This is a genomic window from Amycolatopsis sp. NPDC051106 (genome assembly GCF_040682775.1).
Taxonomy (GTDB): domain Bacteria; phylum Actinomycetota; class Actinomycetes; order Mycobacteriales; family Pseudonocardiaceae; genus Amycolatopsis.
The window spans coordinates 37,291-58,242 of record NZ_JBFBBQ010000004.1 but is presented as its reverse complement, the minus strand read 5'-3'; the positions used below and the strand labels follow the sequence as shown (position 1 = coordinate 58,242).

The 20,952-nt window shown below is 69.2% G+C and carries 21 protein-coding genes and 1 tRNA gene; 14 read left to right on the top strand and 8 right to left on the bottom strand.

Annotated elements, in window-relative coordinates:
* Positions 1–19: 19 nt before the first annotated feature.
* Positions 20–1,678, bottom strand: coding sequence for a hypothetical protein (locus AB0M83_RS04745; RefSeq protein ID WP_364512495.1), 1,659 nt, complete (start codon positions 1,676–1,678; stop codon positions 20–22).
* Between the two features lie 133 nt (positions 1,679–1,811).
* On the opposite strand from AB0M83_RS04745, the gene AB0M83_RS04740 reads away from it, so the two are divergent.
* Together AB0M83_RS04740 and AB0M83_RS04735 are read left to right on the top strand one after the other, a co-directional pair.
* Positions 1,812–1,885 (top strand) — tRNA-Thr (locus tag AB0M83_RS04740).
* Positions 1,886–2,308: 423 nt separating this feature from the next.
* On the top strand, positions 2,309–2,518 hold the full coding sequence (locus AB0M83_RS04735; protein WP_360777549.1) for a hypothetical protein: 210 nt from the start codon (positions 2,309–2,311) through the stop codon (positions 2,516–2,518).
* Positions 2,519–2,607: 89 nt separating this feature from the next.
* Here the strand turns inward: AB0M83_RS04735 and AB0M83_RS04730 are convergent, their stop codons facing one another.
* The 5 genes from AB0M83_RS04730 to AB0M83_RS04710 form a co-directional block, all read right to left on the bottom strand.
* Positions 2,608–3,015, bottom strand: a complete 408-nt coding sequence (locus AB0M83_RS04730) for a tyrosine-type recombinase/integrase (RefSeq protein ID WP_364512492.1) — start codon at positions 3,013–3,015, stop codon at positions 2,608–2,610.
* Between the two features lie 177 nt (positions 3,016–3,192).
* On the bottom strand, positions 3,193–3,813 hold the full coding sequence (locus AB0M83_RS04725) for a hypothetical protein (protein ID WP_364512490.1): 621 nt from the start codon (positions 3,811–3,813) through the stop codon (positions 3,193–3,195).
* Positions 3,797–4,030 (bottom strand): helix-turn-helix domain-containing protein, encoded by a 234-nt coding sequence (locus AB0M83_RS04720; protein ID WP_364512487.1) that lies wholly within the window; start codon positions 4,028–4,030, stop codon positions 3,797–3,799. Before AB0M83_RS04720 ends, AB0M83_RS04725 begins: the two co-directional genes overlap by 17 nt.
* Before the next feature lie 85 nt (positions 4,031–4,115).
* Positions 4,116–5,108 carry an AAA family ATPase gene (locus tag AB0M83_RS04715; protein ID WP_364512484.1) on the bottom strand — a complete coding sequence of 331 codons (993 nt, stop codon included), beginning with the start codon at positions 5,106–5,108 and terminating at the stop codon, positions 4,116–4,118.
* Positions 5,109–5,141: 33 nt separating this feature from the next.
* Complete coding sequence (locus tag AB0M83_RS04710; RefSeq protein ID WP_364512481.1) at positions 5,142–5,285, bottom strand: hypothetical protein; 144 nt, start codon at positions 5,283–5,285, stop codon at positions 5,142–5,144.
* Positions 5,286–6,643: 1,358 nt separating this feature from the next.
* Here AB0M83_RS04710 and AB0M83_RS04705 point away from each other — a divergent pair.
* Entirely contained in the window at positions 6,644–7,192 is a 549-nt protein-coding gene (locus tag AB0M83_RS04705) for a hypothetical protein (RefSeq protein ID WP_364512479.1), read from the top strand.
* Positions 7,193–7,921: 729 nt separating this feature from the next.
* Here the strand turns inward: AB0M83_RS04705 and AB0M83_RS04700 are convergent.
* Positions 7,922–8,377, bottom strand: coding sequence for a GreA/GreB family elongation factor (locus AB0M83_RS04700; protein WP_364512476.1), 456 nt, complete (start codon positions 8,375–8,377; stop codon positions 7,922–7,924).
* A 122-nt stretch (positions 8,378–8,499) separates the two neighbouring features.
* Here AB0M83_RS04700 and AB0M83_RS04695 point away from each other — a divergent pair, with 122 nt between their 5' ends.
* The 6 genes from AB0M83_RS04695 (at position 8,500) to AB0M83_RS04670 (ending at position 14,723) form a co-directional block, all read left to right on the top strand.
* On the top strand, positions 8,500–9,087 hold the full coding sequence (locus AB0M83_RS04695; RefSeq protein ID WP_364512473.1) for a TetR family transcriptional regulator: 588 nt from the start codon (positions 8,500–8,502) through the stop codon (positions 9,085–9,087).
* Between the two features lie 106 nt (positions 9,088–9,193).
* Entirely contained in the window at positions 9,194–10,396 is a 1,203-nt protein-coding gene (locus tag AB0M83_RS04690; protein WP_364512954.1) for a M14 family metallopeptidase, read from the top strand.
* Between the two features lie 88 nt (positions 10,397–10,484).
* On the top strand, positions 10,485–11,009 hold the full coding sequence (locus AB0M83_RS04685; RefSeq protein WP_364512471.1) for a gamma carbonic anhydrase family protein: 525 nt from the start codon (positions 10,485–10,487) through the stop codon (positions 11,007–11,009).
* Positions 11,010–11,048: 39 nt separating this feature from the next.
* Positions 11,049–11,471, top strand: a complete 423-nt coding sequence (rplK, locus tag AB0M83_RS04680) for a 50S ribosomal protein L11 (protein WP_364512468.1) — start codon at positions 11,049–11,051, stop codon at positions 11,469–11,471.
* Between the two features lie 135 nt (positions 11,472–11,606).
* Positions 11,607–12,875 (top strand): serine hydroxymethyltransferase, encoded by a 1,269-nt coding sequence (glyA, locus tag AB0M83_RS04675; protein WP_364512466.1) that lies wholly within the window; start codon positions 11,607–11,609, stop codon positions 12,873–12,875.
* 192 nt (positions 12,876–13,067) lie between these two features.
* Positions 13,068–14,723, top strand: a complete 1,656-nt coding sequence (locus tag AB0M83_RS04670) for an MDR family MFS transporter (protein ID WP_364512464.1) — start codon at positions 13,068–13,070, stop codon at positions 14,721–14,723.
* 54 nt (positions 14,724–14,777) lie between these two features.
* On the opposite strand, the gene AB0M83_RS04665 is transcribed toward AB0M83_RS04670, so the two are convergent.
* Complete coding sequence (locus AB0M83_RS04665; RefSeq protein WP_364512462.1) at positions 14,778–15,296, bottom strand: inorganic diphosphatase; 519 nt, start codon at positions 15,294–15,296, stop codon at positions 14,778–14,780.
* A 178-nt stretch (positions 15,297–15,474) separates the two neighbouring features.
* On the opposite strand from AB0M83_RS04665, the gene dacB reads away from it, so the two are divergent.
* The 5 genes from dacB to AB0M83_RS04640 all read left to right on the top strand — a co-directional run bounded on the left by dacB (position 15,475) and on the right by AB0M83_RS04640 (position 20,944).
* Positions 15,475–17,805, top strand: a complete 2,331-nt coding sequence (gene dacB / locus AB0M83_RS04660) for a D-alanyl-D-alanine carboxypeptidase/D-alanyl-D-alanine-endopeptidase (RefSeq protein ID WP_364512459.1) — start codon at positions 15,475–15,477, stop codon at positions 17,803–17,805.
* Between the two features lie 94 nt (positions 17,806–17,899).
* A complete protein-coding gene (locus AB0M83_RS04655) occupies positions 17,900–18,910 on the top strand; it encodes a zinc-dependent metalloprotease (RefSeq protein WP_364512951.1) in 1,011 nt (336 codons plus the stop codon).
* Positions 18,907–19,866, top strand: coding sequence for a tRNA lysidine(34) synthetase TilS (gene tilS / locus AB0M83_RS04650; RefSeq protein ID WP_364512456.1), 960 nt, complete (start codon positions 18,907–18,909; stop codon positions 19,864–19,866). Before AB0M83_RS04655 ends, tilS begins: the two co-directional genes overlap by 4 nt.
* A gap of 3 nt (positions 19,867–19,869) precedes the next feature.
* A complete protein-coding gene (hpt, locus tag AB0M83_RS04645; RefSeq protein ID WP_155547788.1) occupies positions 19,870–20,421 on the top strand; it encodes a hypoxanthine phosphoribosyltransferase in 552 nt (183 codons plus the stop codon).
* Positions 20,422–20,578: 157 nt separating this feature from the next.
* A complete protein-coding gene (locus tag AB0M83_RS04640; protein WP_086671412.1) occupies positions 20,579–20,944 on the top strand; it encodes a hypothetical protein in 366 nt (121 codons plus the stop codon).
* Positions 20,945–20,952: the final 8 nt, after the last annotated feature.

The window sequence follows — 20,952 nt, the reverse complement described above, 5'->3', positions numbered from 1 at the left end:
CCCCCGGGGCTGCCTCAGGTCACTCGCGCGGACGCGGTGACGGCTTGAACGGCTTCTCCTCGGCCGCCACGGCCAGCGGGCGACGTCGCGCGCCCGGCATCGCGGCCACCATGACCACGCCGAGCAGCAGCATCGCGGTGCCCGTCCAGAAGAGCGGCACCGTGTCGTACGCGCCGCCGGTGTAGGCGAGGTTCTTCACCGGTCCCTTCGGTGCCTGACCACCCGCGGGCGGGGCCGACGTCGTCCCGCAGACCACCCCGCCGGTCGGCGCGTAGGCCCGCGCGACCTGCTCGCCGAGCGACAGCTGCGCCAGCGACGACGGCAGGTTCTTCGCCTGGTCGGCGGGCAGCAGGCTCTTGAGCTTGGTCGTGGGCAGCAGCTGCAGGTCGAACAGCCGCGCCGACGCACCCAGCTGGAAGCCCTTGAACGGCGTCGTCATCTGCGCCGACTTCTGGTCCAGCCCGGCGATGCTCAACCGCAGGACCCCGAGGTCCAGCACGGTCCCCGCGGTGTTGCCGACCTGCTGGATGCCCTTGGTGAGCGTCGAGACCAGGCCGCCGACCACCGGGATGTCGTTGAGCTGCCCGAACTGGTCGCTCAGCCCGGCCAGCGGCAGCCCGATCGGGATGTCCTTCGTCGGGTGCGCCGCGTCCAGCGTGTACAGCGTCTTGCCGGCCGCCTCGATGGTCAGCACCGGCGCGGTGTAGTCCACCTTGGACGTCTTCGCGTCGCCGGTGGAGGTCACCTTCAGCGTCGGCTGGCTGGCCACCTTGATGCTCAGCGCCAGTGGCGTCCCCTTGAGGATCTCGATGTCCGCGGCCTGCAGCGTCGACGTCGACTGCACGGCCTTGTTCTTCGAGCCCGGGACGTCGACCAGCTTCACCTGCGAACGCGACGACAGCGTGTTCGGCAGGCTCAGCAGCGAGCCGGTGCCGTTCGCCGCGGTCTGGCCACCGCCCTGCAGCAGCCCGCCGAGGCTCTGCAAGCCCTTGGACAGGTCGAAGCCCTTCGCGAGCGTGCTCGGGTCCAGAGCGAGCTTGTCGAGGCCCAGGTTCGGCATCGACGGGATGACGTTCAGCAGCGACAGGCTCGCGACCGACGTGCTCGCGTCCGCGATGGTGTCGACGCACGGACCGAGCGTCGGGCTCCACCGCGCGTGCGCGCTCCCGTTGAGCAGCCCCACGTTCAGCAGCGGATTCGGCGGCGCGTTCAGCCCACCGCTGATCGGCTGCGGGTTGTCCGGCAACGCGGTCTGCACGACACTGCCCGGCGTCTGCGGCGCGTTCCCGCCCACCGACAGCCCGAACGGCGACGCCTGCGCGATCGCCTTCTCGTAGCTCAGGTAGGCGTCGGAGTTCGCCGACGCGCTCGAGAGGCCCATCCCGGCCTCGAGCGCCGACTGCTTCGGCAAGGTGTCGCCGAACCCGGGCAGGATCGTCTTCGTCGGCACGGCATTCGGCAGCAACCGGATGATGCCGAGCGCGGTCCCCGCATCCCCGACGGCCTGCCCCAGCGGCTGCGGCCCGATCGGCGCCGAGATCGGCGCCTGCCCCGGGTTCGCCGGCTGCGGAATCGGCGTAGTCGGATAAGTCGGATCGGCATTCGCCGGCGCCGCGCTGAGCAGGAGCAACGCCGCAGCCGCCGGCAGGGCCACCGAACGGGGCAGTCTTCGCCGCATGTGCCAGAGCCTCCAGATAGGTCGGTCGGCGGATGAGACCGACGTCATAGGGCCCTAACGACAGTCCCCCCGGAAAGTGACGCAGACAGCCTCCGCTACACTTGTCGTCGTCGCCAGCGCGAGCCGGAGACATGCCGCCTTAGCTCAGTCGGCCAGAGCGATTCACTCGTAATGAATAGGTCGGGGGTTCGATTCCCCCAGGCGGCTCCGCAGGTCAGGCCCCATCCGAGAGTCTTCGGATGGGGCCTGAGTTGTCTGGTGGGTGACTAAGTGGGTGACTAAGACGCCTGGTCGGTGGGAGAAGAAAGTTCCGCAAGATCACCCGGCGAGGGGAAGCTGACGCTTAGGCCCCGGCTCTCTTAGACAGCAGCGGGGCCTAAGTACTTGTAAGGGCAGCGCGAGCAAGGTTGGCGACGCTACGGGGTCTGTACCGAGCAACTGACAGGCATTTCGAGGGCCACCCCCGGCGCCTGGCGGCTACCGTTGTCGACACCGCCGCTCCGACCCTGGCCAGTTCGGAGGACGGCGCGCCGCGGTCGGCTCCTGCCTGACGTCGCGGCTTCCCACCCCAATACCTGAAGACGTGAGTGCTGCGCGCTCGCGTGCCAGTCAGGATGCAAGGAGACGGCCGTGGAAGTGGTCGGAATCGTCGCTGCGAGTGCGCTGCTCGTGCTGTTCTGCGCGTGCGTGGTGGTCGCGCTCGTGAGGAAAAAGCACACATTGGCCGTGCTCGCGCTCGTCGGCGCGTTCATGTTCGGTGTGCTCGCCCTGGAGCAGAAGGACCCCGAGATGGTTCGGGCCGCGGCTGAGTTCGTGGCGAAGGTCTTCGAGAAGCGGTAGGCCGGTGGTCACCTTCTAGCCGAGCGCGTCCGGCGAGGCCGGCCCCCACCCGCCGACTCGGATGGGGGCTGACCTCGGCTGTTAGGTGGTTAAGGCGCATGGTCCGCGGACTGAGAAGGCTCCACATGTTCTCTCGTCGCGGGGAATAGCCGGTCCATCGCCCTCGCACCCGACTCGACCACCGGCCTGATCTGCTTCCGGTAGACCAGCTCCGTCACAGCGGTGCTGCTGTGCCCGACCAACCGCGAGATCTCCTCGATCGGCATCCCGCCGTCCGAGAGGATCGAGACGAAGCTGTGTCGCAGCTCCCGGGGCGTCCACTGCGTCGGCTTGAGCCCGGCCGCCTTGATCACTCGGCGGAAGTCCCGCCGGACGTTGTTGACGTCCCGCTCGGTGCCGACGTTGGTCGCGAAGACCAGGCCCTGTTCACGCCAGTCGTCGCCCGCGACAGACCTGACGGCGTTCTGAGCCAGCCGGTGGTCCTCCAGTGCCCTCACTGGCCCGCTCAGGCAGCGCCAGCGTGCGCCGGGACTTCCGCGTCTTCGTCTCGCCTTTGGCGCGGACCGAACGCCACACCTTGACGTTCGGCGGGATCGCCGGCGATGCGCCCGGCTTGCCGACCAGGTCCACGTGATCCCACGTCAGCGGGCGCATCTCCTCGGTCCGCGCGCCGGTCAGCAGCGACACCACGATGTAGGCGCGCATCGGCGACGACTCCGCCGCGGTGAGCACCGCTTCGGCCTGTGCGAGCGTGAGCGCCTTCGACGGCCTGCCGGTCCCCTTGCCAGCCGGCAGCTCTTCGCACAACAGCACCACGTTGTGCCGAACCGCTTGCGCACCTGAGCGCGATTGATCGCCCTCCGGAGGATGGAGCGGAGATTGCGCAGGGTCGAGGTGACCAGCACTTCCGCCTTCGCCGCTAGCCACTCCTCGACGTCGTCCACGTCGAGCTTCACCAGCGGTCGAGCGCCGATCGCCGGGATGATGTGGTTGTTCGCCAGCGACCGGACGGCCTTGACCGTGTTCGGGTCCCACTCACCCCGTTCGTAGCCGTCCAGCCAGTCGTTCACCGCCTGCGCGACCGTGTAGCCGGCCGACGCGTTGGCCGCGTCCTCTTCGATGTCGCTGAGCAGTTCCTTGAGCTTGTTCTTGGCTTCCGTCTTCGTCTTGCCGTGTGCTTTCCGCACGTCGCACTTACCGTTCGGCCCGAACCCGACGGTGACCTCTGCCGTCCAGCGTTGGCGCGACTCGTCCCAGTAGAGTCCGCCGTCCCCACGACTACGCCGCGTGGCCATAGCCGGTCACCTCCGCTTCGCTGATGAGAAGATCCACGTACTGCTGAATGGCTTTCGCTGGAATGAGCCGTGCCCGGCCCTGCTTCACGGACCCGAGGCGGCCGGCGCGCAATTGCTCGTAGATCACCGAACGGCTCATGGAAAGCAGGCGCTTGGCTTCTTCGACCGTGTACAGGTGCCGCGCGGGTACCGCGGTCGGCGTGATGGTGGCGTCCATCGGGTGTGTGTCCCCTCGGGTCGTGCTGCAGGTGGGTGGAGGCGATGAACACAGGCGCTCCTTTCGGTAGGTGTCACTCGGGGTGTCACTCGGGTTTGGGCTGGTCAGCGGCCTGGAGTGACACCGGTGACAGCTGTGACAGGCTGGGCGCGGCACCGCTGTCACTCGCGCCCGGCGCGCTGTAGATGCCGTCCACGGTGCGGGCGAGCTGGCCGGCATCGCCCATGCGCTTGCAGGTCTGGCGGATGCTGCCCGGGTTGGCGTCGAGCGCTTCGGCGATCGCCTTCGGGGTGAGCGGCCCGTGGTCGCGGAGCAGGCGGAGGATCTGTGCGCGGGTGTCGCCCACCAGGTGATCGGCGGCCGGCCCGTCGAGCTTGGTCCACCTACCGGCGGTGGCGTCGAACGTCATCGCGTAGTCGGCCTCTTCGACGTCGCGGCCGGTCACGTGCAGCACCCCGTCCGCCTGCCCACGGCCACGCTCGAGTACGAGCGTGGCGTCAACGGCACCGGTGAGCCCGTTGGTGCCGGAGACGAGGTTCTGCCAGTCCTCCGCGCCCTGCTTGCGGACGTGGTGGATGAGCAGGAACGGGACGCTGTAGTGGCCGGCGAGCTGCTTGAACCGGCCAGCCGCGGCGTAGTCGCCGGCGTAGGCGGAGAGGCCCGTTGCGTCGGAGCCGCGCATCTTCTCGTAGGTGTCGATGATGACCAGCCGGGCGTGTGGGTTCTCCTCCAGCCACTCGACCAGCACGGCGTCTCCGCCGTTGGTCATGGTGGGGCAGGCGGTTTCGAGGGTGAGCATTGGCGCGGCCTCGCCGCCGGAGGCGAGCATCTGCCGCCGGCGGCGCTGCAACCGCCGACCCGTGTCCTCCAGGGCGCAGTACATGACCGGGCCGCGCTCTACCTCGATCGAGCCCAGCACCGGCACGCCGTTGGCGATGCCGGCGCCCATGCCGAGCGACAGCCACGACTTGCCCAGCTTCGGCGCGCCGGCCGGCAGGTGGTTGGCGGGAGTGGGTCTCTCGCCTCCCTGGTCAGCTTCGATACTGGTCAGGTGAGGGAGGCGAGTCCGGGGAGGCAATGAGGGAGAACTCCCCGGACTTTGCGGCCTCCCTTACTCGGCTCCCTCGGTCTCGTCGCCGTCGAACTCGCCGTCTTCGTCACGCTCCGCGATGGCATCGCGGACGCGGGCGACGGAGACCTGCATGTGCCCGCCGGTCTTGTACGGCTTCGCGGACTCCGGCAGCGGGTGCGACATGGCGTGAACGCAGCAGTGATGGGCGGCGCATCGCCCTTCAGCGGATCGAGGCAGTCCGAGCGGTGGGGCTTGTCCCGACCGGGGACCTTTCCCGGCTCGTGCCGGCGAAAACGGTGCACGTAGAGCCTGCCGCAAAGGATGTTATCGGCGGCGCCTGGTGGAAATCAGGTGCGGAGCGAAACGAGTAACAGGTGTGAGAGTGAACCGCGTACGAGCGCTTCAGGTCGCGGAATGCGCCGAATTCGGCGGTGTGAGGGCGCCGTACGCGACCTAACGCGGCAGCGCGGTTGTGGTTGGTTGAGCAGTTGCCCAACGTTGGCGAGCCGGCGTCAGAGGGAGCCTCTCAACTGGCTGGGACGCCTTCTTGCCTGCACTTCGAGGGCTGGGTGTCACGCAAGAACCGGAGGCGGTTCGATAAGTTCGATGCGTTGCAGAAGAGCGACGGCGCGTTGCTCCGGGCGTGTCTGGCGCCCGCCTGGCGGTGTTAGAGGTTGCAAAGTTCCTTCGAGAATTGCGGAAAATCTACGAATCTTCGGTTTCTGGGCGAGCATCACGACGAAAAGCTCTGTCCTTTCGTTGAATCGTTTCCTGGGTTATTGAGGTGATCTAGTCACTCAATCGGCGGTGTCCTGGTGAGAGAATCTTGTGCTTGCCTTGAAGTCGTCGACGGTTGGTTGACTCTTGAAAGAGGGGAAATAGGGAAGTGAGAAGGATTCGAAGAAGCCTGCCATTTTCGATGATGAGAGTAGTACTTGCAAGCTTGCTTCTGCTGCTGTCCTCGGTGGGACTTGCCGGAGTGGCGCATGCAAGCGAGGATTCTCAGCCTGTGAGTGTCGAGAAGAAATCGGTCACGACTGCGCACTTCAAGGCTGGTATCAAGAAGGCTGGCGCGAGTACGAATTCTTTGGAGACCGACCCTCCTGGCGGCGGCTGCGAGGGGAGAATTCAGTTCACTACTACCGCGCATTATTTGAATGGATTGCTCACGGAGTGCGGCGTCGTCGCTTTTCATTGACGGGCGCACGCTCACGGATGCCGAACCAGACGTCTGCGTGAATAGCAACAACTGTACTTCTTCGACTGTAGGATACTGTATCCAGCCTGAGCAAGTTTGTTCGGGAACCTACTATGCGACGAATGTTATTACAATGTTTCTGCCCGGCGGCTGGTATTGGACAGGACCGCCGTGGGAGCAATGTACAGTGATTGGCGATGTTGAGGCATACTGCCCCTTGAGGTCGACCGACGCGTATTTCCCCCCGTTCATCTAGTAGTAAGGTCGGTGTCGGGCGACGGATACACTTGCTGTTCGTCGCCCGGCATCGTTCGGGTCAGCGTGTCGTTCGAAAGGTTGTGCCATGGCTACCAGCTTCTTCGAAGTGGTCGGAACCCGAATGCCGCAGCTTTGGACTCCGCCTGCGGGGGACTTCCTGCCGGCCGTCGTGCCGATCGAAGACCGTCTGGTCCGAAGTGATCATGCCTGTGTCGCGATCGAGAGCGCGGCAGTGTGGCCGGCCGGAATCACTCTGACCGTCGTGGTGCTGCTGCGAGAGGACCTGGCTGTGGGTGAGTCATTGCCGCAGGTGATGCGCCACCCGGCCCACCAGGAAGAGGTGGGTGAAACCGGCCTGCTGTTCGGCGTGGCTTTTTCTGACGGCACGGCCGCTACCAACGTCGACCGACTTGAGCACGATCGTCGGCTGACTAGCGGGCCGACGCTGGATCCGGGAGTCACTCAGGCGGGAAAGCGATCACTGCGTCAGCAGGTTCACCTACGGCCGTTGCCGCCCGAGGGGCCGCTGACGTTCGTCGTTCGCTGGCTCGACCGCGGCATCGAGGAGGCCACGTTGCAGGTGGATAGCGGCCCGCTCCTTTCTGCGGCGGAACGAGCCCGCCGGGTCTGGTAGTCGCTACTCTGGTAGCTGTCGTGGCATGAGCCCCGGGCCGGCTGGCCCAGGCGGCGGAACGCGCCAAATTCGGCGGCCTGAGAGGCCGTACGCGAGCGAACGCGAGTGCGTTTGGTGGGGGTTGTGACCGCGATGGCCAGTCGGCGCTCGTAGGGCCGATTTTCGGCGGCGACTCGCGCGCATCGTCAAGCATGGCCGAGTGACACTCGTGAGGTGTCGAGGCTGTCACACCTGTCACCCTGTCACTCCACTCTGTCTGACCTGCGGTTTTAGGTGTGAGTAAGTGGACAGGCACTCCACTTAGCGCTGTTCCAGCCTCTTTTGGTCTGGGGTGGGTGTCTAACTGGGTGACTAGCCCCGGATGTGCGCGGACGTTCATGGACGATGGACGTGCAGGTCAGAGCTCTGCGGACAAGGGAACAAGTGACGAATTCCGCTTGTAATGAATAGGTCGGGGGGTCGATTCCCCTAGGCGGCTCAGCAAGTGGTTGGCCCCTGCCCCTGGAGGGCAGGGGCCTTTTCTTGCTTCGCGTATCTTGCGGGGCTCCGCCCCGCGCCCCGCCCGGCGGGCTCCGCCCCGCGCCCCGCCCGGCGGGCTCCGCCCCCGGCCCCCCGCCGTGGTTGCCTTCTCGTGTCGGCCGCCGGATTTGTTTGGCAGAACCACCCTTATGGGTCAAAAGACGACGAAGGCCGCCTCCGGGGAGGCGGCCTTGTCGAGGGGTCGGACTCTTACTTCGGGGGTGTTACCTTCAGGACCGTGGCCTTTGCGTCGCCTCGGGGGGTTCGGTAGGTGATCTCGTCGCCCGCCTTGCGGCCCACCAAGGCCAGGCCCAGGGGGCTGTCGGAGGTGATCGCGTCCGCGTCTTCGCCCGGGACCGTCACCACCTGGAACGTCTCTTCGTCGCCGTCCGAGAAGCGGAGGGTCACCGTTGTTCCGTCGGGGAGCTGGGCGTTGCCGTAGCCGCCGTGTTCCATCTTCGCGGCCAGATCCGCGATCTGGCGGTCGAGCCGGGCCGCCGCCTCCGCGCGGTCGATCACGTCTGCCTGGTCCGCCGCGTCGCCCGTGCGCTCCTGCTCGCCGGGTTGCGGCGCCAGCGCTTCGCGTTGAGCGCGCAGGTTCGCGATTTCCTTCTCCAGCTGGCTGCGCGCAGCCGGGCTGAGCCCCTTGTCCCCTGAGATCACCATGCGCGCATTGTCCGCCGACAAGACCGGGGTGGCCAATCCGGTTTTTCACCCCGAGGCCACCCGCAGGACGTCTGCCCTAGGATTCGGGGCTGCCGTCCAGGAAGAAGGTAACGAGAATCACCGTGAGCGCAGTCCCCGGTCGCAGCGAGCGGCTCTCTCCCAACCAGCTGGCCAAGCAGGAACAGATCGTCGAAGCCGCCCGCGTCGTCCTCGCGCGCGACGGGCTCGCCGGGTGCACCGTGCGGGCCATCGCCGACGCCGGACCGCTCACCAAGAGCGCGATCCACTACTACTTCGCCGACATCGACGTCCTCATCGACCGCGCCATGGCCGCGCACATCACCGCCTTCGCCGCGGCGCTGCGCGAGGTCGCCGCGAAGCACGACGAGCCCCGCAAGCGCCTCTTCGCCGTCCTCGAGGAGTACCTGAGCGTCTTCGCCGCCAACCCGAACGCGGCGTTCCTCTGGTTCGAGTACTGGATCGCGGCCGGCCGCGCGCAGCACCCGCAAGCCATCGACGTCATGCTCACATCGCTCACCGAGCTGCTGGCCGAGCTGCTCGCCCCGCTCGACGTCGACGACCCGCGCGCCCGGGCCCGCGCGCTGCTGTCGTACCTGCTGGGCACGGTCGTCCAGCAGCGGGTGCGCCCGCGGCCGTTCGCCACACTGCGTGCCGACATCGAGGCGCTCTGCTTCGCCAACTACGGCTAGCAACGCCCCATAGATCCGTAGACGTACGGATTGCGCGGTACGTCCGGCTCCCGCCAAGGTCGAAGCACCCCCGAGGGCAGGAGACGTGATGCGCCCACGAACGTGCATGGCGGCGGCCGCGGCCGTCCTTCTGATGCTCGCCACCGGCGGCCAGGCCGTCGCCCAGCCGGCCGGACCGCAGGTGTACGAGGTGACCGGCACCGGCACGGCCCAGCAGCGCACCGAGGTCGCGAAGACCGGTGCCGACATCCTCGACAGCACGAACGGCACGACGACGGTCATCGCCAACCCGGGCGAAGCGGCCCAGCTGCGCGCGCTCGGCTTCGGCGTCAAGGCGCTCGGCGCGGTCGACCGGCCGCAGGGCAGCGCGACCGTCGAGGACTTCCCGGCCGGCTACACCGGCTACCACACCTACGCCGAGACGCAGACGGAGCTGCAGAAGGCCGTCGCGAACTACCCGTCGCTCACGAAGCTCGGCAGCGCCGGCACCTCGTACGAAGGCCGCGCGCTTTCGCTGCTCAAGATCTCCGACAACGCCGCGACCGACGAGAACGAGCCCGAGGTGCTGTTCACCTGCAACCAGCACGCGCGCGAGCACCTCACCACCGAGATGTGCCTGCGCATCGTGCAGCGGCTGACCAGCGGGTACGCCACCGACAGCGCGATCAAGCGGCTCGTCGACAGCACCGAGATCTGGGTCGTCCCGAGCGTCAACCCGGACGGCTCCGAGTACGACATCTCCGGCGGCACGTTCCACAGCTGGCGCAAGAACCGCCAGGGCAGCGGCACCGACACGAACCGCAACTGGGGCTACAAGTGGGGCTGCTGCGGCGGCTCGTCGGGCTCGACGTCCAGCGAGACCTACCGCGGCACGGCGGCGTTCTCCGCCCCCGAGGCCCGGGCTGTCTCGAACTGGGTGAGTTCCCGCGTGGTCGGCGGCGCCCAGCAGATCAAGACGCACATCGACTTCCACACCTACTCCGAGCTGGTGCTGTGGCCGTTCGGCTACACCTACGACCGGACCGCGCCCGGGCTCACGGCGGCCGAGGCGACGAAGTTCGAGACGCTCGGCAAGCAGATGGCGGCGACCAACGGCTACACGCCGCAGCAGTCCAGCGACCTCTACATCACCGACGGCAGCGTCAACGACTGGATGTGGGCGACGCACAAGATCTGGAGCTTCACCTTCGAGATGTACCCGAAGGGCAGCAACCCGGGCTTCTACCCGCGCGACACCCAGATCGTCCCGCAGACCACGCGCAACGACAAAGCCGTCGACCTCCTGATCAACGCGGCGATCACGGGCTGACCCACGGTGCTTTCCGGGGGTTCCGGGTGGCGTAGCCCCCGGCCCGAGGCGGAGCCTCGGATGTCACAGCGCGGTCTAGGGTGCGGGCATGCCTCTGTTCTCGTTCGAAGGGCTCCGCCCGCAGGTCCACCCGGACGCCTGGATCGCGCCCACCGCCACCCTCATCGGCGACGTCGTCGTCGAGAAGGGCGCCTCGGTCTGGTACGGCGCCGTGCTGCGCGCCGACTTCGGCAAGATCATCGTCCGCGAAGGCGCCAACATCCAGGACAACTCCGTCGTGCACGTCAACGTCGGCAAGGTGTGCGAGATCGGCAAGAACGCCACCGTCGGCCACCAGTGCCTGGTGCACGACTGCACGGTCGGCGAGCAGGCCTTGATCGGGAACGGCTCCACGATCCTGGACGACGCGAAGATCGGCGAGCGGACGCTGGTCGCGGCCGGCGCCACCGTGACGCCGGGGACCGAGGTGCCGTCCGAGGTCGTCGCGATGGGCAGCCCGGCCAAGAAGTTCGTGCCGCTCACCGACTCCGCACGGCTCTGGGTGGAGCACAACGCGCCCGTCTACCAAGACCTGGCGAAGCGCCACAAGGCCGGCGTCGAGGCGCTGGATTGAGATTGACTCTCCAGTAGCTGGAGACTCTAGCTTCGGGGCATGGCTCCGAAGAAACTCACCCACCAGGTCACCCTCGAACTCAGTGCGGGCAACGCCCCGGTCGTCGACCTCGGCAAGATGCTGGGGCAGACCGGGGTCAACCTCGTCGAGATCAAGAAGGCCTACGACGCGGCGACGGCGGCCCAGCGCGGCGACATCGTGCCGGTGGTCGTCTCGGTGTTCGAGGATCGTTCGTTCGCGCTGCGGCTCAAGACGCCGCCGACGTCGTTCCTCATCAAGAAGGCGCTGGGGGACAAGGGTTCCTCGCGGCCGGGGCACGAAGTCGCGGGCAAGATCACGACGGAGCAGCTGCGGGAGATCGCCGAGCGCAAGCTGCCGGACCTGAACACGCCCGACGTCGAGAGGGCGATGCGCACGATCGCGGGCACGGCCCGGTCCATGGGCGTCGCGGTCGTGGACTGAGGCACGCGGTCGTGCTGGACTAGGCTCTTACGTGCAGCAGCGACTGGCGCCATCGAGGTGGAGCACCACCGGGAAGCGACGACGAGGCCGGCACCGCGCGCCTGGGTGAAGGCCACTCCAGAGCCGGAGTACGCCATGACACACCAGCCGAAACTGAACGCGCTCGCCGCCGCCGACCCCGCGATCGCCGGGCTCGTCGAGGACGAAGCCCAGCGCCAGCACGACAAGATCCGCCTGATCGCGTCGGAGAACTACGTCTCGCAGGCCGTGCTCGAAGCGACCGGCACCGTGCTCACCAACAAGTACTCCGAGGGCTACGCGGGCAAGCGCTACTACGAGGGCCAGCAGTTCATCGACCAGGTCGAGCTGCTCGCCATCGAGCGCGCGAAGGCCGTCTTCGGTGCCGACCACGCGAACGTCCAGCCGTACTCCGGGTCTCCGGCGAACCTGGCCGTGTACCTCGCGTTCGCGCAGCCGGGCGACACGGTGCTCGGCATGGCGCTGCCGGACGGCGGCCACCTCACGCACGGCTGGAGCGTCTCCGCGACCGGCAAGTGGTTCACCCCGGTGCGGTACGGCGTCGCGAAGGAAACCGGCCGCGTCGACCTCGACCAGGTGCGCGACCTGGCGCGCCAGCACCGGCCGAAGCTGATCTTCGCCGGCGGCACGGCCATCCCGCGCACGATCGACTTCCCGGCGTTCGCCGAGATCGCGCGCGAGGTGGACGCGGTGCTCGTCGCCGACATCGCGCACATCGCCGGGCTGGTCGCGGGCGGCGCGCACCCGTCGCCGGTCGGCCACGCGCAGGTGATCACGACGACGACGCACAAGACCCTCCGCGGTCCGCGCGGCGCGATGATCCTGTCGGACGCCGACCACGCGAAGGCCGTCGACAAGGCGGTGTTCCCGGGCCTGCAGGGCGGCCCGCACAACCACACGACGGCCGCGATCGCCGTCGCCCTCGGCGAAGCGCAACGCCCGGACTTCTCCGAGTACGCGCACACGATCGTCGCGAACGCCAAGGCGCTGGCCGACGCCCTGCTGGCGCGCGGGTACGACCTCGTGTCCGGCGGCACGGACAACCACCTGCTGCTGATCGACCTGACGAACAAGGCGGTCGCGGGCAAGCCGGCCGCGCAGGCCCTGGACCGCGCGGGCATCGAGCTGAACTACAACACGGTGCCGTTCGACCCGCGCAAGCCGTTCGACCCGTCGGGCATCCGCCTCGGCACGTCCGCGATCACCACCCGCGGTCTGCGGCCGGAGCACCAGGTCCAGGTGGCGGAGTGGATCGACCGCACGGTGACGGCGGCCGCGGCGGCCGACGAATCCTCGCTGGACTCGATCGCCGCGGAGATCCGCGAATTCCTGGCGCCGTTCCCGATCCCGGGTTACTCCGTCTGACGCGAAGCTTCTGAAGGCCACCATGAGGGACCTGGATGCCCTCATGGTGGCCTTCAGGGCGTTCGGGGGGCTGGGAGACGTGGGTCACAGTAAAGTTGGTTGCATCATACAAGCTTTGGGGGAATACTTGGTTGAGGCAAGTAGTTGGCAGGTACAAGCAACTACGGTGAAGGCTTACCAAGGGAGACCACCATGAGCGACACCACCACGGCGGAAGGAGCAGCCGCGACGAACGGCAAACTGTCCCACCGCCAGATCCTGACCGTCCTGTCCGGGCTGATGCTCGGCATGTTCCTCGCCGCGCTCGACCAGACGATCGTCTCGTCGTCGATGCGCACCATCGCCGACGAGCTCCACGGCCTGTCACTGCAGGCCTGGGCCACCACGGCGTACCTCATCACCGCGACGCTCTCGACGCCGCTGTACGGCAAGCTGTCCGACCTCTACGGCCGCAAGCCCATGTACCTGACGGCGATCTCGCTGTTCCTGGTCGGCTCGCTGGCCAGCGGCATGGCCACGTCGATGTACGAGCTCGCCGCGTTCCGCGCGTTCCAGGGCCTCGGTGCCGGTGGCCTGATGTCATTGGCGCTCGCGATCATCACCGACATCACCGCGCCGCGTGAGCGCAGCCGCTACCAGGGCTACTTCATGGCGGTGTTCGGCATCTCGAGCGTCGCCGGCCCCGTCGTCGGCGGCTTCTTCGCCGGCATCGACACCTTCGCGGGCATCACCGGCTGGCGCTGGGTCTTCCTGGTCAACGTCCCGATCGCGCTCGCCGCGCTGGCCGTCGTCACCAAGGTGCTGAACCTCCCGCACACCCGCGTCGACCAGAAGGTCGACTACTGGGGCGCCGTGGCGCTGGCCGTGGGCCTGGTGCCGCTGCTGGTCGTGGCCGAGCAGGGCCGGGAGTGGGGCTGGGGCTCCGCCGCCTCGATCGCGATGTACGCCGTCGGCGCGCTGGGCGTGACCGCCTTCGTGTGGATCGAACGCCGGATGGGCGACGCCGCCCTGCTGCCGCTGCGCCTGTTCAAGGCCCCCGTGTTCCGGATGTCCACGCTCGTCACGGTCGTGCAGGGCGCCGGGATGTTCGGCGCGATGATGTCGCTGCCGCTGTACCTGCAGATCGTCAAGGGCGCGACGCCGACCCAGGCCGGCCTGCAGATGCTCCCGCTGACGCTCGGCATCATGCTCGCGAGCCTCGGCAGCGGCGTGGTGATCTCCCGCACCGGCCGGTACAAGATGTTCGCGGTGGCCGGGATCGGCCTGATGGCGGCGGCGCTGTTCGCGCTGGCGACGATCACCGTCGACACCTCGCTGAGCCTGGTCATGGTGATCGCCTTCGTGATCGGCCTCGGCCTCGGCGCCTCGATGCAGACGCTGGTGCTGGCCGCGACCAACGACGTCCGCCCGCAGGACATCGGCGTCGCCACCTCGGCGGCGACGTTCTTCCGGCAGATCGGCGGCACGGCGGGCACCGCGGTGTTCCTGTCGATCCTGTTCGGCACGGTCGGCGACAAGATCGCCAACGCCGTCCGCTCGGCGATGACCACGCCGGCCTACACCTCGGCGCTGGCCCAGCACCCGGAGTTCGCGCAGCAGATGAAGAGCGGCCTGGACGTCAACGACACGTCGTTCCTGTCCACGCTCGACCCGACGCTGGCGCGGCCGATCCTGCAGGGCTTCGCCGAGTCGATGAGCACGGTGTTCCTGGTTGGCGGGATCGTGCTGACCGTCGGCTTCGCGCTGGTGTGGTTCCTCAAGGAGAAGCCGCTGTCGGACAAGTCGGCGATGGAGCAGCGCGCGGACGCTGAGGCGGACGCCGCCCCGGCTCTCGCCCTGGCGCACTGACCCGCTGAAACACGAAGAGGCCCCTCGGAACCGAGGGGCCTCTTTCGCGTGACGTCAGTGGGCCGCGCCGCCGTTGGCCTTCTCCTTGGCCAGGCGGTCGGTCTCGCGCTCGTACGACCGGGCGATCTCCGACTCGGCCTCCGTGCGGCCGACCCAGGACGAGCCTTCGACGCTCTTGCCTGGCTCCAGGTCCTTGTAGACCTCGAAGAAGTGCTGGATCTCCAGGCGGTGGAACTCGTTCATGTGGTGGATGTCGCGCAGGTGCTCGAGGCGCGGGTCGTTCGACGGAACGGCGATGACCTTGTCGTCGGGGCCCTTCTCGTCGGTCATCCGGAACATGCCGATCGCGCGGCAGCGGATCAGGCACCCGGGGAAGGTGGGCTCCTGGACGAGCACCATCACGTCCAGCGGGTCGCCGTCCTGGCCGAGGGTGTCGTCGATGAAGCCGTAGTCGGCCGGGTACTGCGTGGCCGTGAACAGGGTCCGGTCCAGCTTGATGCGGCCGGTCTTGTGGTCGACCTCGTACTTGTTGCGCTCCCCTTTGGGGATTTCGATCGTGACGTCGAACTCCACGGCGTCCTCACTGCTTCTTTTCGATGGATCCGGCGTGCCCACGCGTCGCGGGCGGCAACCTTAGTGACTGTCTTGACGTCTCCTAGTGTGGACTACGCCCTGTCTCGCGGTCGCATCGATGTCGGCCTCGCGGCATGTGAGCTTGGCCCCTTCCGGGGCAGGTGAGAAGGAGTGGTGGGTGCCGGAAAACGACCAGCCGATGTGGCCTTCGTCGGACGAAGATCGCTCGTCGTCCGGCGCGCGGAAGACCACGCCGATGTCGCTGCCCGACCCGCCCGCGAGCGCTTCGGGCGAGTCCGGCGTGCCCAAGGTCACAGGCAGTGAGGCGCCGAAGGGGTCGTGGTTCGCGCCGAACGTCGAGCCCGAGCCGATCCCGGGCCTGAACGCGCCCGCCGAGGAGCCGCCGCCCCCGCCGACGCCGGCCAAGCAGGACCTGGCCGACCGGCTCGGCTCGCGCAAGCCGGAGCAGAAGCCGGCCGAGCCGGAGCCGGAGTCACCGCCCGAGCCCGCCCCGGTCGCGGAGTCCACCCAGTACATCGAGGTGAAGCAGAAGCTCGAGGAACCGGCCGCGGAGAGCACCCAGTACCTGGAGGCGGAGCCGCAGTCGGATGCCCAGAGCACGCAGCACATGGCGCCGCAGCAGCCCCAGAAGGCGCCGTGGGTGCCCGTCGAGCGCAACGTCTGGCCCGGTGAGCAGCCGGATCGCCCCGCCGAGCCGCAGCCGGACAAGCCCGAAGCGCAGCCGTGGCGGGAAGAGCTGCAGCTGTGGCGCGAAGAGCAGCAGCGCCGCGAAGAGCAGCTGAAGCGCCCGGAACCCCAGCAACGCCCCGACGCACCCTGGGCACAGCGCCTCGACGTGCCGGACGACCGCCGTCCCGTGCTGCCGCCGGAGCCTCCGCGCGGGGTCGTCCCGCCGGCGTCCGCGGGGTCCCTGGCCCGGCCGATGCGGATCGAACCGGACGGGCAGCGGTTCGACGCCGAGGCGACCGTCGGGATCGAGCGGCCCACCCAGTTCCCCGGGGCCTTCCAGCAGCAGCCGCAACCACGCACCGACGCGCCCGCGGAGCCCCCGCCGCCGGCCGAGCCGGCGGCCGCCTCCGCGGAAGAGCCGCCGAAGAAGAAGCGCAAGGGCAAGATCATCGCGCTCGTCGTGGTCGTCCTGCTGGTGCTGGCCGGCGGCGGGGTCGCCGCCGCGACGCCGAAGGTGGCGAACCGCCTCGGCCTGCCGTGGGCGCCGAACGCGCCGAAGGGTGACAGCCCGGACCCGGCCGCCGCCACGCGCCAGCTGCAGGGGCCGGCCGCGGCCGGGCAGGCGCCGACCGCGAACGGCGTCAAGTCCGTGCTGGCCGGCCCGGCCGGGAACGGCGCGCTCGGCCAGCTCAACGGCAGCGTCGTCGACCCGGTCAGCGGCACCACGCTCTGGGACCACAACGCGTCGGCGGCGGTGACCCCCGCGTCGACGACGAAGGTGCTGACCACCGCGGCCGCGCTGCTCGCGATGGACCCGAACACGCGCCTGTCGACGAAGATCGTCCAAGGTGCCGACCCGGGCACGGTGATCCTGGTCGGCGGCGGCGACGTCACCCTCACCGCGCTGCCGCTGGGCACCGAGTCGCCGCTCTACCCGGGCGCCGCGCACGTCGACGACCTCGTCGCGCAGGTGAAGAAGGCCAACCCGAACGTGAAGAAGGTGCAGGTCGACCTGAGCCTCTTCAAGGGCGCGACGACGGCGCCGGGCTGGGCCGCGGGCGACGCGCCCTCGACGTTCGCGACGCAGATCGGCTCGGTGATGGCCGACGCCGGGCGTCAGGACCCGAAGAACAACAACTCGCAGCGCGTGCCCAACGCGGGCAGCGCGCTGGCGTCGACGATCGCGTCGAAGCTCAGCGCCTCGGGCGGCGGCCAAGCGACTGCCCCGAAGGACGCGAAGGTCCTCGCCGAGGTGAAGTCGGCACCGCTGACCGAGCTGGTCTCCGACACGATGGAGCTGTCCGACGACGTCCTCGCCGAGGCCCTCGCCCGGCAGGTGGCGCTGGCCACCGGCCAGGAGGCGACCTTCGCCGGCGGGGCCGCGGCGACGATCAAGGTGCTCAAGGACCACGGCTTCGACACCACCGGCGTCAAGCTCTCCGACGGCAGCGGCATCTCGACGGACAACAAGATCCCGGCGAAGCTGCTGACCCAGCTGATGGCGGCCGCGGCGGCGCCGGAGGGCAAGAACCCGAACACCGCGGAGCTGCGCGCGATGCTGGCCGGCCTCCCGGTGGCCGGCGGGTCCGGCACCCTCGCGGACAAGCGGTTCGAGACGCCGGCGTCGCAGGCCGGCCGCGGCTGGGTGCGGGCGAAGACGGGCACGCTCACCGGCGTCAACACGCTCGCGGGCCTGGTCCTCGACCAGGACGGCCGGGTGCTGGTGTTCGCGTTCATGTCCAACGGCTCCGACCAGCAGCCGGGCCGGGACGCCATCGACGCCCTCGCCACGAGCTTGCGCAAGTGCGGGTGTTCGTAGCCGGGGGTCACCGAACCGTACGAAGATCGTGGCCGGAAACCCGTCCGGGCCAGGTAGCGTCGGAAGGGTGAGTCAGGAAACCGAGACCCGGCCCATGGTCGACTGGGCGCTCGCCGCGCAGACCGGCGCGCTGCTCGTGCGCGGCGGCCCGCAGGTTCCGCGCGAAGAGGCCGAGGCGGCCGTCACCGACCTGCGCGAGCTGACCATGGAGGCCGAAGGGCACGTCCGGCAGCTGACGAGCCTGGGTCTCGACCTGCCGCTGCTGCCCGGCGAGGTCGTCGACCGACCCGGCTGGGTGCGTTCGGCCGCGGCCGGCCTCGACGCGCTCACCGGGCGGGCGCTGCCGCAGCAGGGCGGGCCGTTCGGGCCGATCCTGGCCGGTGGCGCCGGCGTGCAGACCGGGCTGGTGCTCGCCTTCCTGGCCAGCCGCGTGCTCGGCCAATACGACCCCTTCGGCGGCCCCGACCGGGAAGGCCGGCTGCTGCTGGTCGCGCCCAACGTCGTCGCCGCCGAACGCGCGATGGACGTGCCGGGTCACGACTTCCGGCTCTGGGTCTGCCTGCACGAGTGCACCCACCGGCTCCAGTTCACCGCGGTCAGCTGGCTGCGCGACTACTTCGCCGACGAGGTCGAGCGGCTCGTCTCCGGGCTCGCCGGCGGCGGCAGCGACAGCCTCGCCGACCTGGTCGGCCGGCTGCCCGAGGCGATCAAGCAGGGGCCGAAGCTGAACCTCGCGGAGCTGCTCCAGTCGCCGAAGGAGCGCGCGGTCTTCGATCGGCTGCTGGCGCTCTCGACGCTCCTGGAGGGTCACGCCGACTTCGTCATGGACGCCGTCGGCCCGCAGGTGGTGCCGAGCGTCGACACGATCCGCGCGCGCTTCACCGCCCGGCGCAAGGGTGGCGGCGTCTTCGACCGGCTGCTGCGCGCGCTGCTCGGCGTCGACGCGAAGATCCGTCAGTACGAAGAAGGCGCGAAGTTCACGAAGCACGTCGTGGACGCCGTCGGCATGGACGGGTTCAACGCCGTCTGGCGGTCGCCGAACACCCTGCCCTCGCGCGCCGAGATCGCCGACCCGGCCGCGTGGGTCCGGCGCCTGCACGGATGACCGGGCCGGCGGTCGCGGCCGTCCGCCGGGCCGTCCGCGCCTTCCTGGACGCGGTCGAAGCGCCCCCCGAGCTGTGTGTCGCGGTCTCCGGCGGCGCCGACTCCCTCGCGCTCGCCGAGGCCACGGCGTACGTCGGGCGGCACCGCGGCCACCGCGTCCGCGCGCTGGTCGTCGACCACGGCCTGCAGGAGGGCTCGGCGAAGATCGCGCGCGACGCCGCCGCGGCCGCGAAGTCCCTCGGCGCCGACGAAGCCGAGGTGCGCCGCGTCGACGTGACCGGCCCCGGCGGCCCGGAAGCCGCCGCGCGCAAGGCCCGCTACGGCGCGCTGGCCGGCCACGACCTCGTCCTGCTCGGCCACACCCTCGACGACCAGGCCGAAACGGTCCTGCTCGGGCTCGGCCGCGGCTCGGGCCCCCGCAGCGTCGCCGGGATGCGCCCGCACGACCCACCGTGGGGCCGCCCGCTGCTGGCGGTGCCGCGCGCGACCACCCGGGCCGCCTGCGCCGAGCTCGGCGTCGAGCCCTGGTCCGACCCCCACAACGCCGAACCGCGCTTCACGCGGGTCCGGTTGCGCACCGAAGTCCTGCCGTTGCTCGAAGACGTCCTCAACGGCGGGGTCGCCGCCGCACTGGCCCGCACGGCCGCGCAACTGCGCGAGGACAGTGAGGCGCTGGACACAATGGCGGACATGATCTTCACCCGCGCGGGCGGCCCCGAAGGGCTGGACGCCGGCGTCCTCACGGCCGAGCCCGCGGCGATCCGCCGGAGGGTTATCCGCAGGTGGCTGCTGCAATCGGGTGTGCGCGAGCTCACCGACGCGCACCTGCGGGCGGTCGACGACCTCGTCGCCCGGTGGCGTGGTCAGGGCGGCGTCTGGTTGCCGGGCAACTTGGAGGCGCGGCGGTCGCGTGGCAGGCTCTGCGTCACCTCCCAACCCACCACCCGAGGGGAATGACCCGTGTACGAGGGCGAAATCGCCTCCGTGCTCGTCACCGAGCAGCAGATCCAGGACAAGATCGCGGAGCTGTCGGCGCAGATCGCCGCCGACTATCCGGCCAACGGGCAGGGTGAACTCCTGCTGGTGGGTGTCCTGAAGGGCGCGGTCATGTTCATGACCGACTTCGCCCGTGCGCTGCCGCTGCCGACGCAGCTGGAATTCATGGCCGTCTCCTCCTACGGCTCGGCGACGTCGTCGTCCGGCGTCGTGCGGATCCTCAAGGACCTCGACCGCGACATCGCGGGCCGGGACGTGCTGATCGTCGAGGACATCGTCGACTCCGGCCTGACGCTGTCGTGGCTGCTGAAGAACCTGGCCAGCCGCAACCCCGCGTCCCTCGAGGTCGTCTCGCTGTTGCGCAAGCCGGAGGCGGTCAAGGTGGACGTCCCGGTGAAGTACATCGGCTTCGACATCCCCAACGAGTTCGTCGTGGGCTACGGCCTGGACTACGCCGAGCGCTACCGGGACCTGCCCTACATCGGCACGCTGGACCCGAAGGTCTACACGGCGTAGCGCACCGGCGGAGTTCACCGACCGTTCACCGCAACTACCGGATCCGCGGAACCCCGGCTTCGCGGATTGCGTCATAGGCTCTGATCACGTGCGTTAACCTATGCGAAGACCATTCGTGCCCGCGGTGACCGGGTCGGGGGAACGGGAGAGAGCTCAGATGGGGAACAGCAGCGCTGCCGACGCGAACGCCTTCAAGGCCGCGGCCGCGGCGGGTCAGGTCGGAATCGACCCGGACGCCGCGCAGACCGTGCTGAACAAGATCCGCACCGGCAAGGACGCGGTCGAGGCCCTGCTCAGCGGAGCGGGCACCCTCGCGCAGCCGCCGAAGCTCGGGGACAACCCGGTCGGCAACGCGATGGCCGCCAAGTTCGTCCAGCGCGCCGACGGCGGGAACGACTCCTACGCCGCCGCGCTGCAGAACCTGCTCGACCAGTACACCGCCGCCGAGGAGGGCATCGTCACGGCGATGTCCCGGTACCACGAGATCGACCAGGCCGCGGCCGACCCGTTCCGCAACGCCTGAGCCCAGAG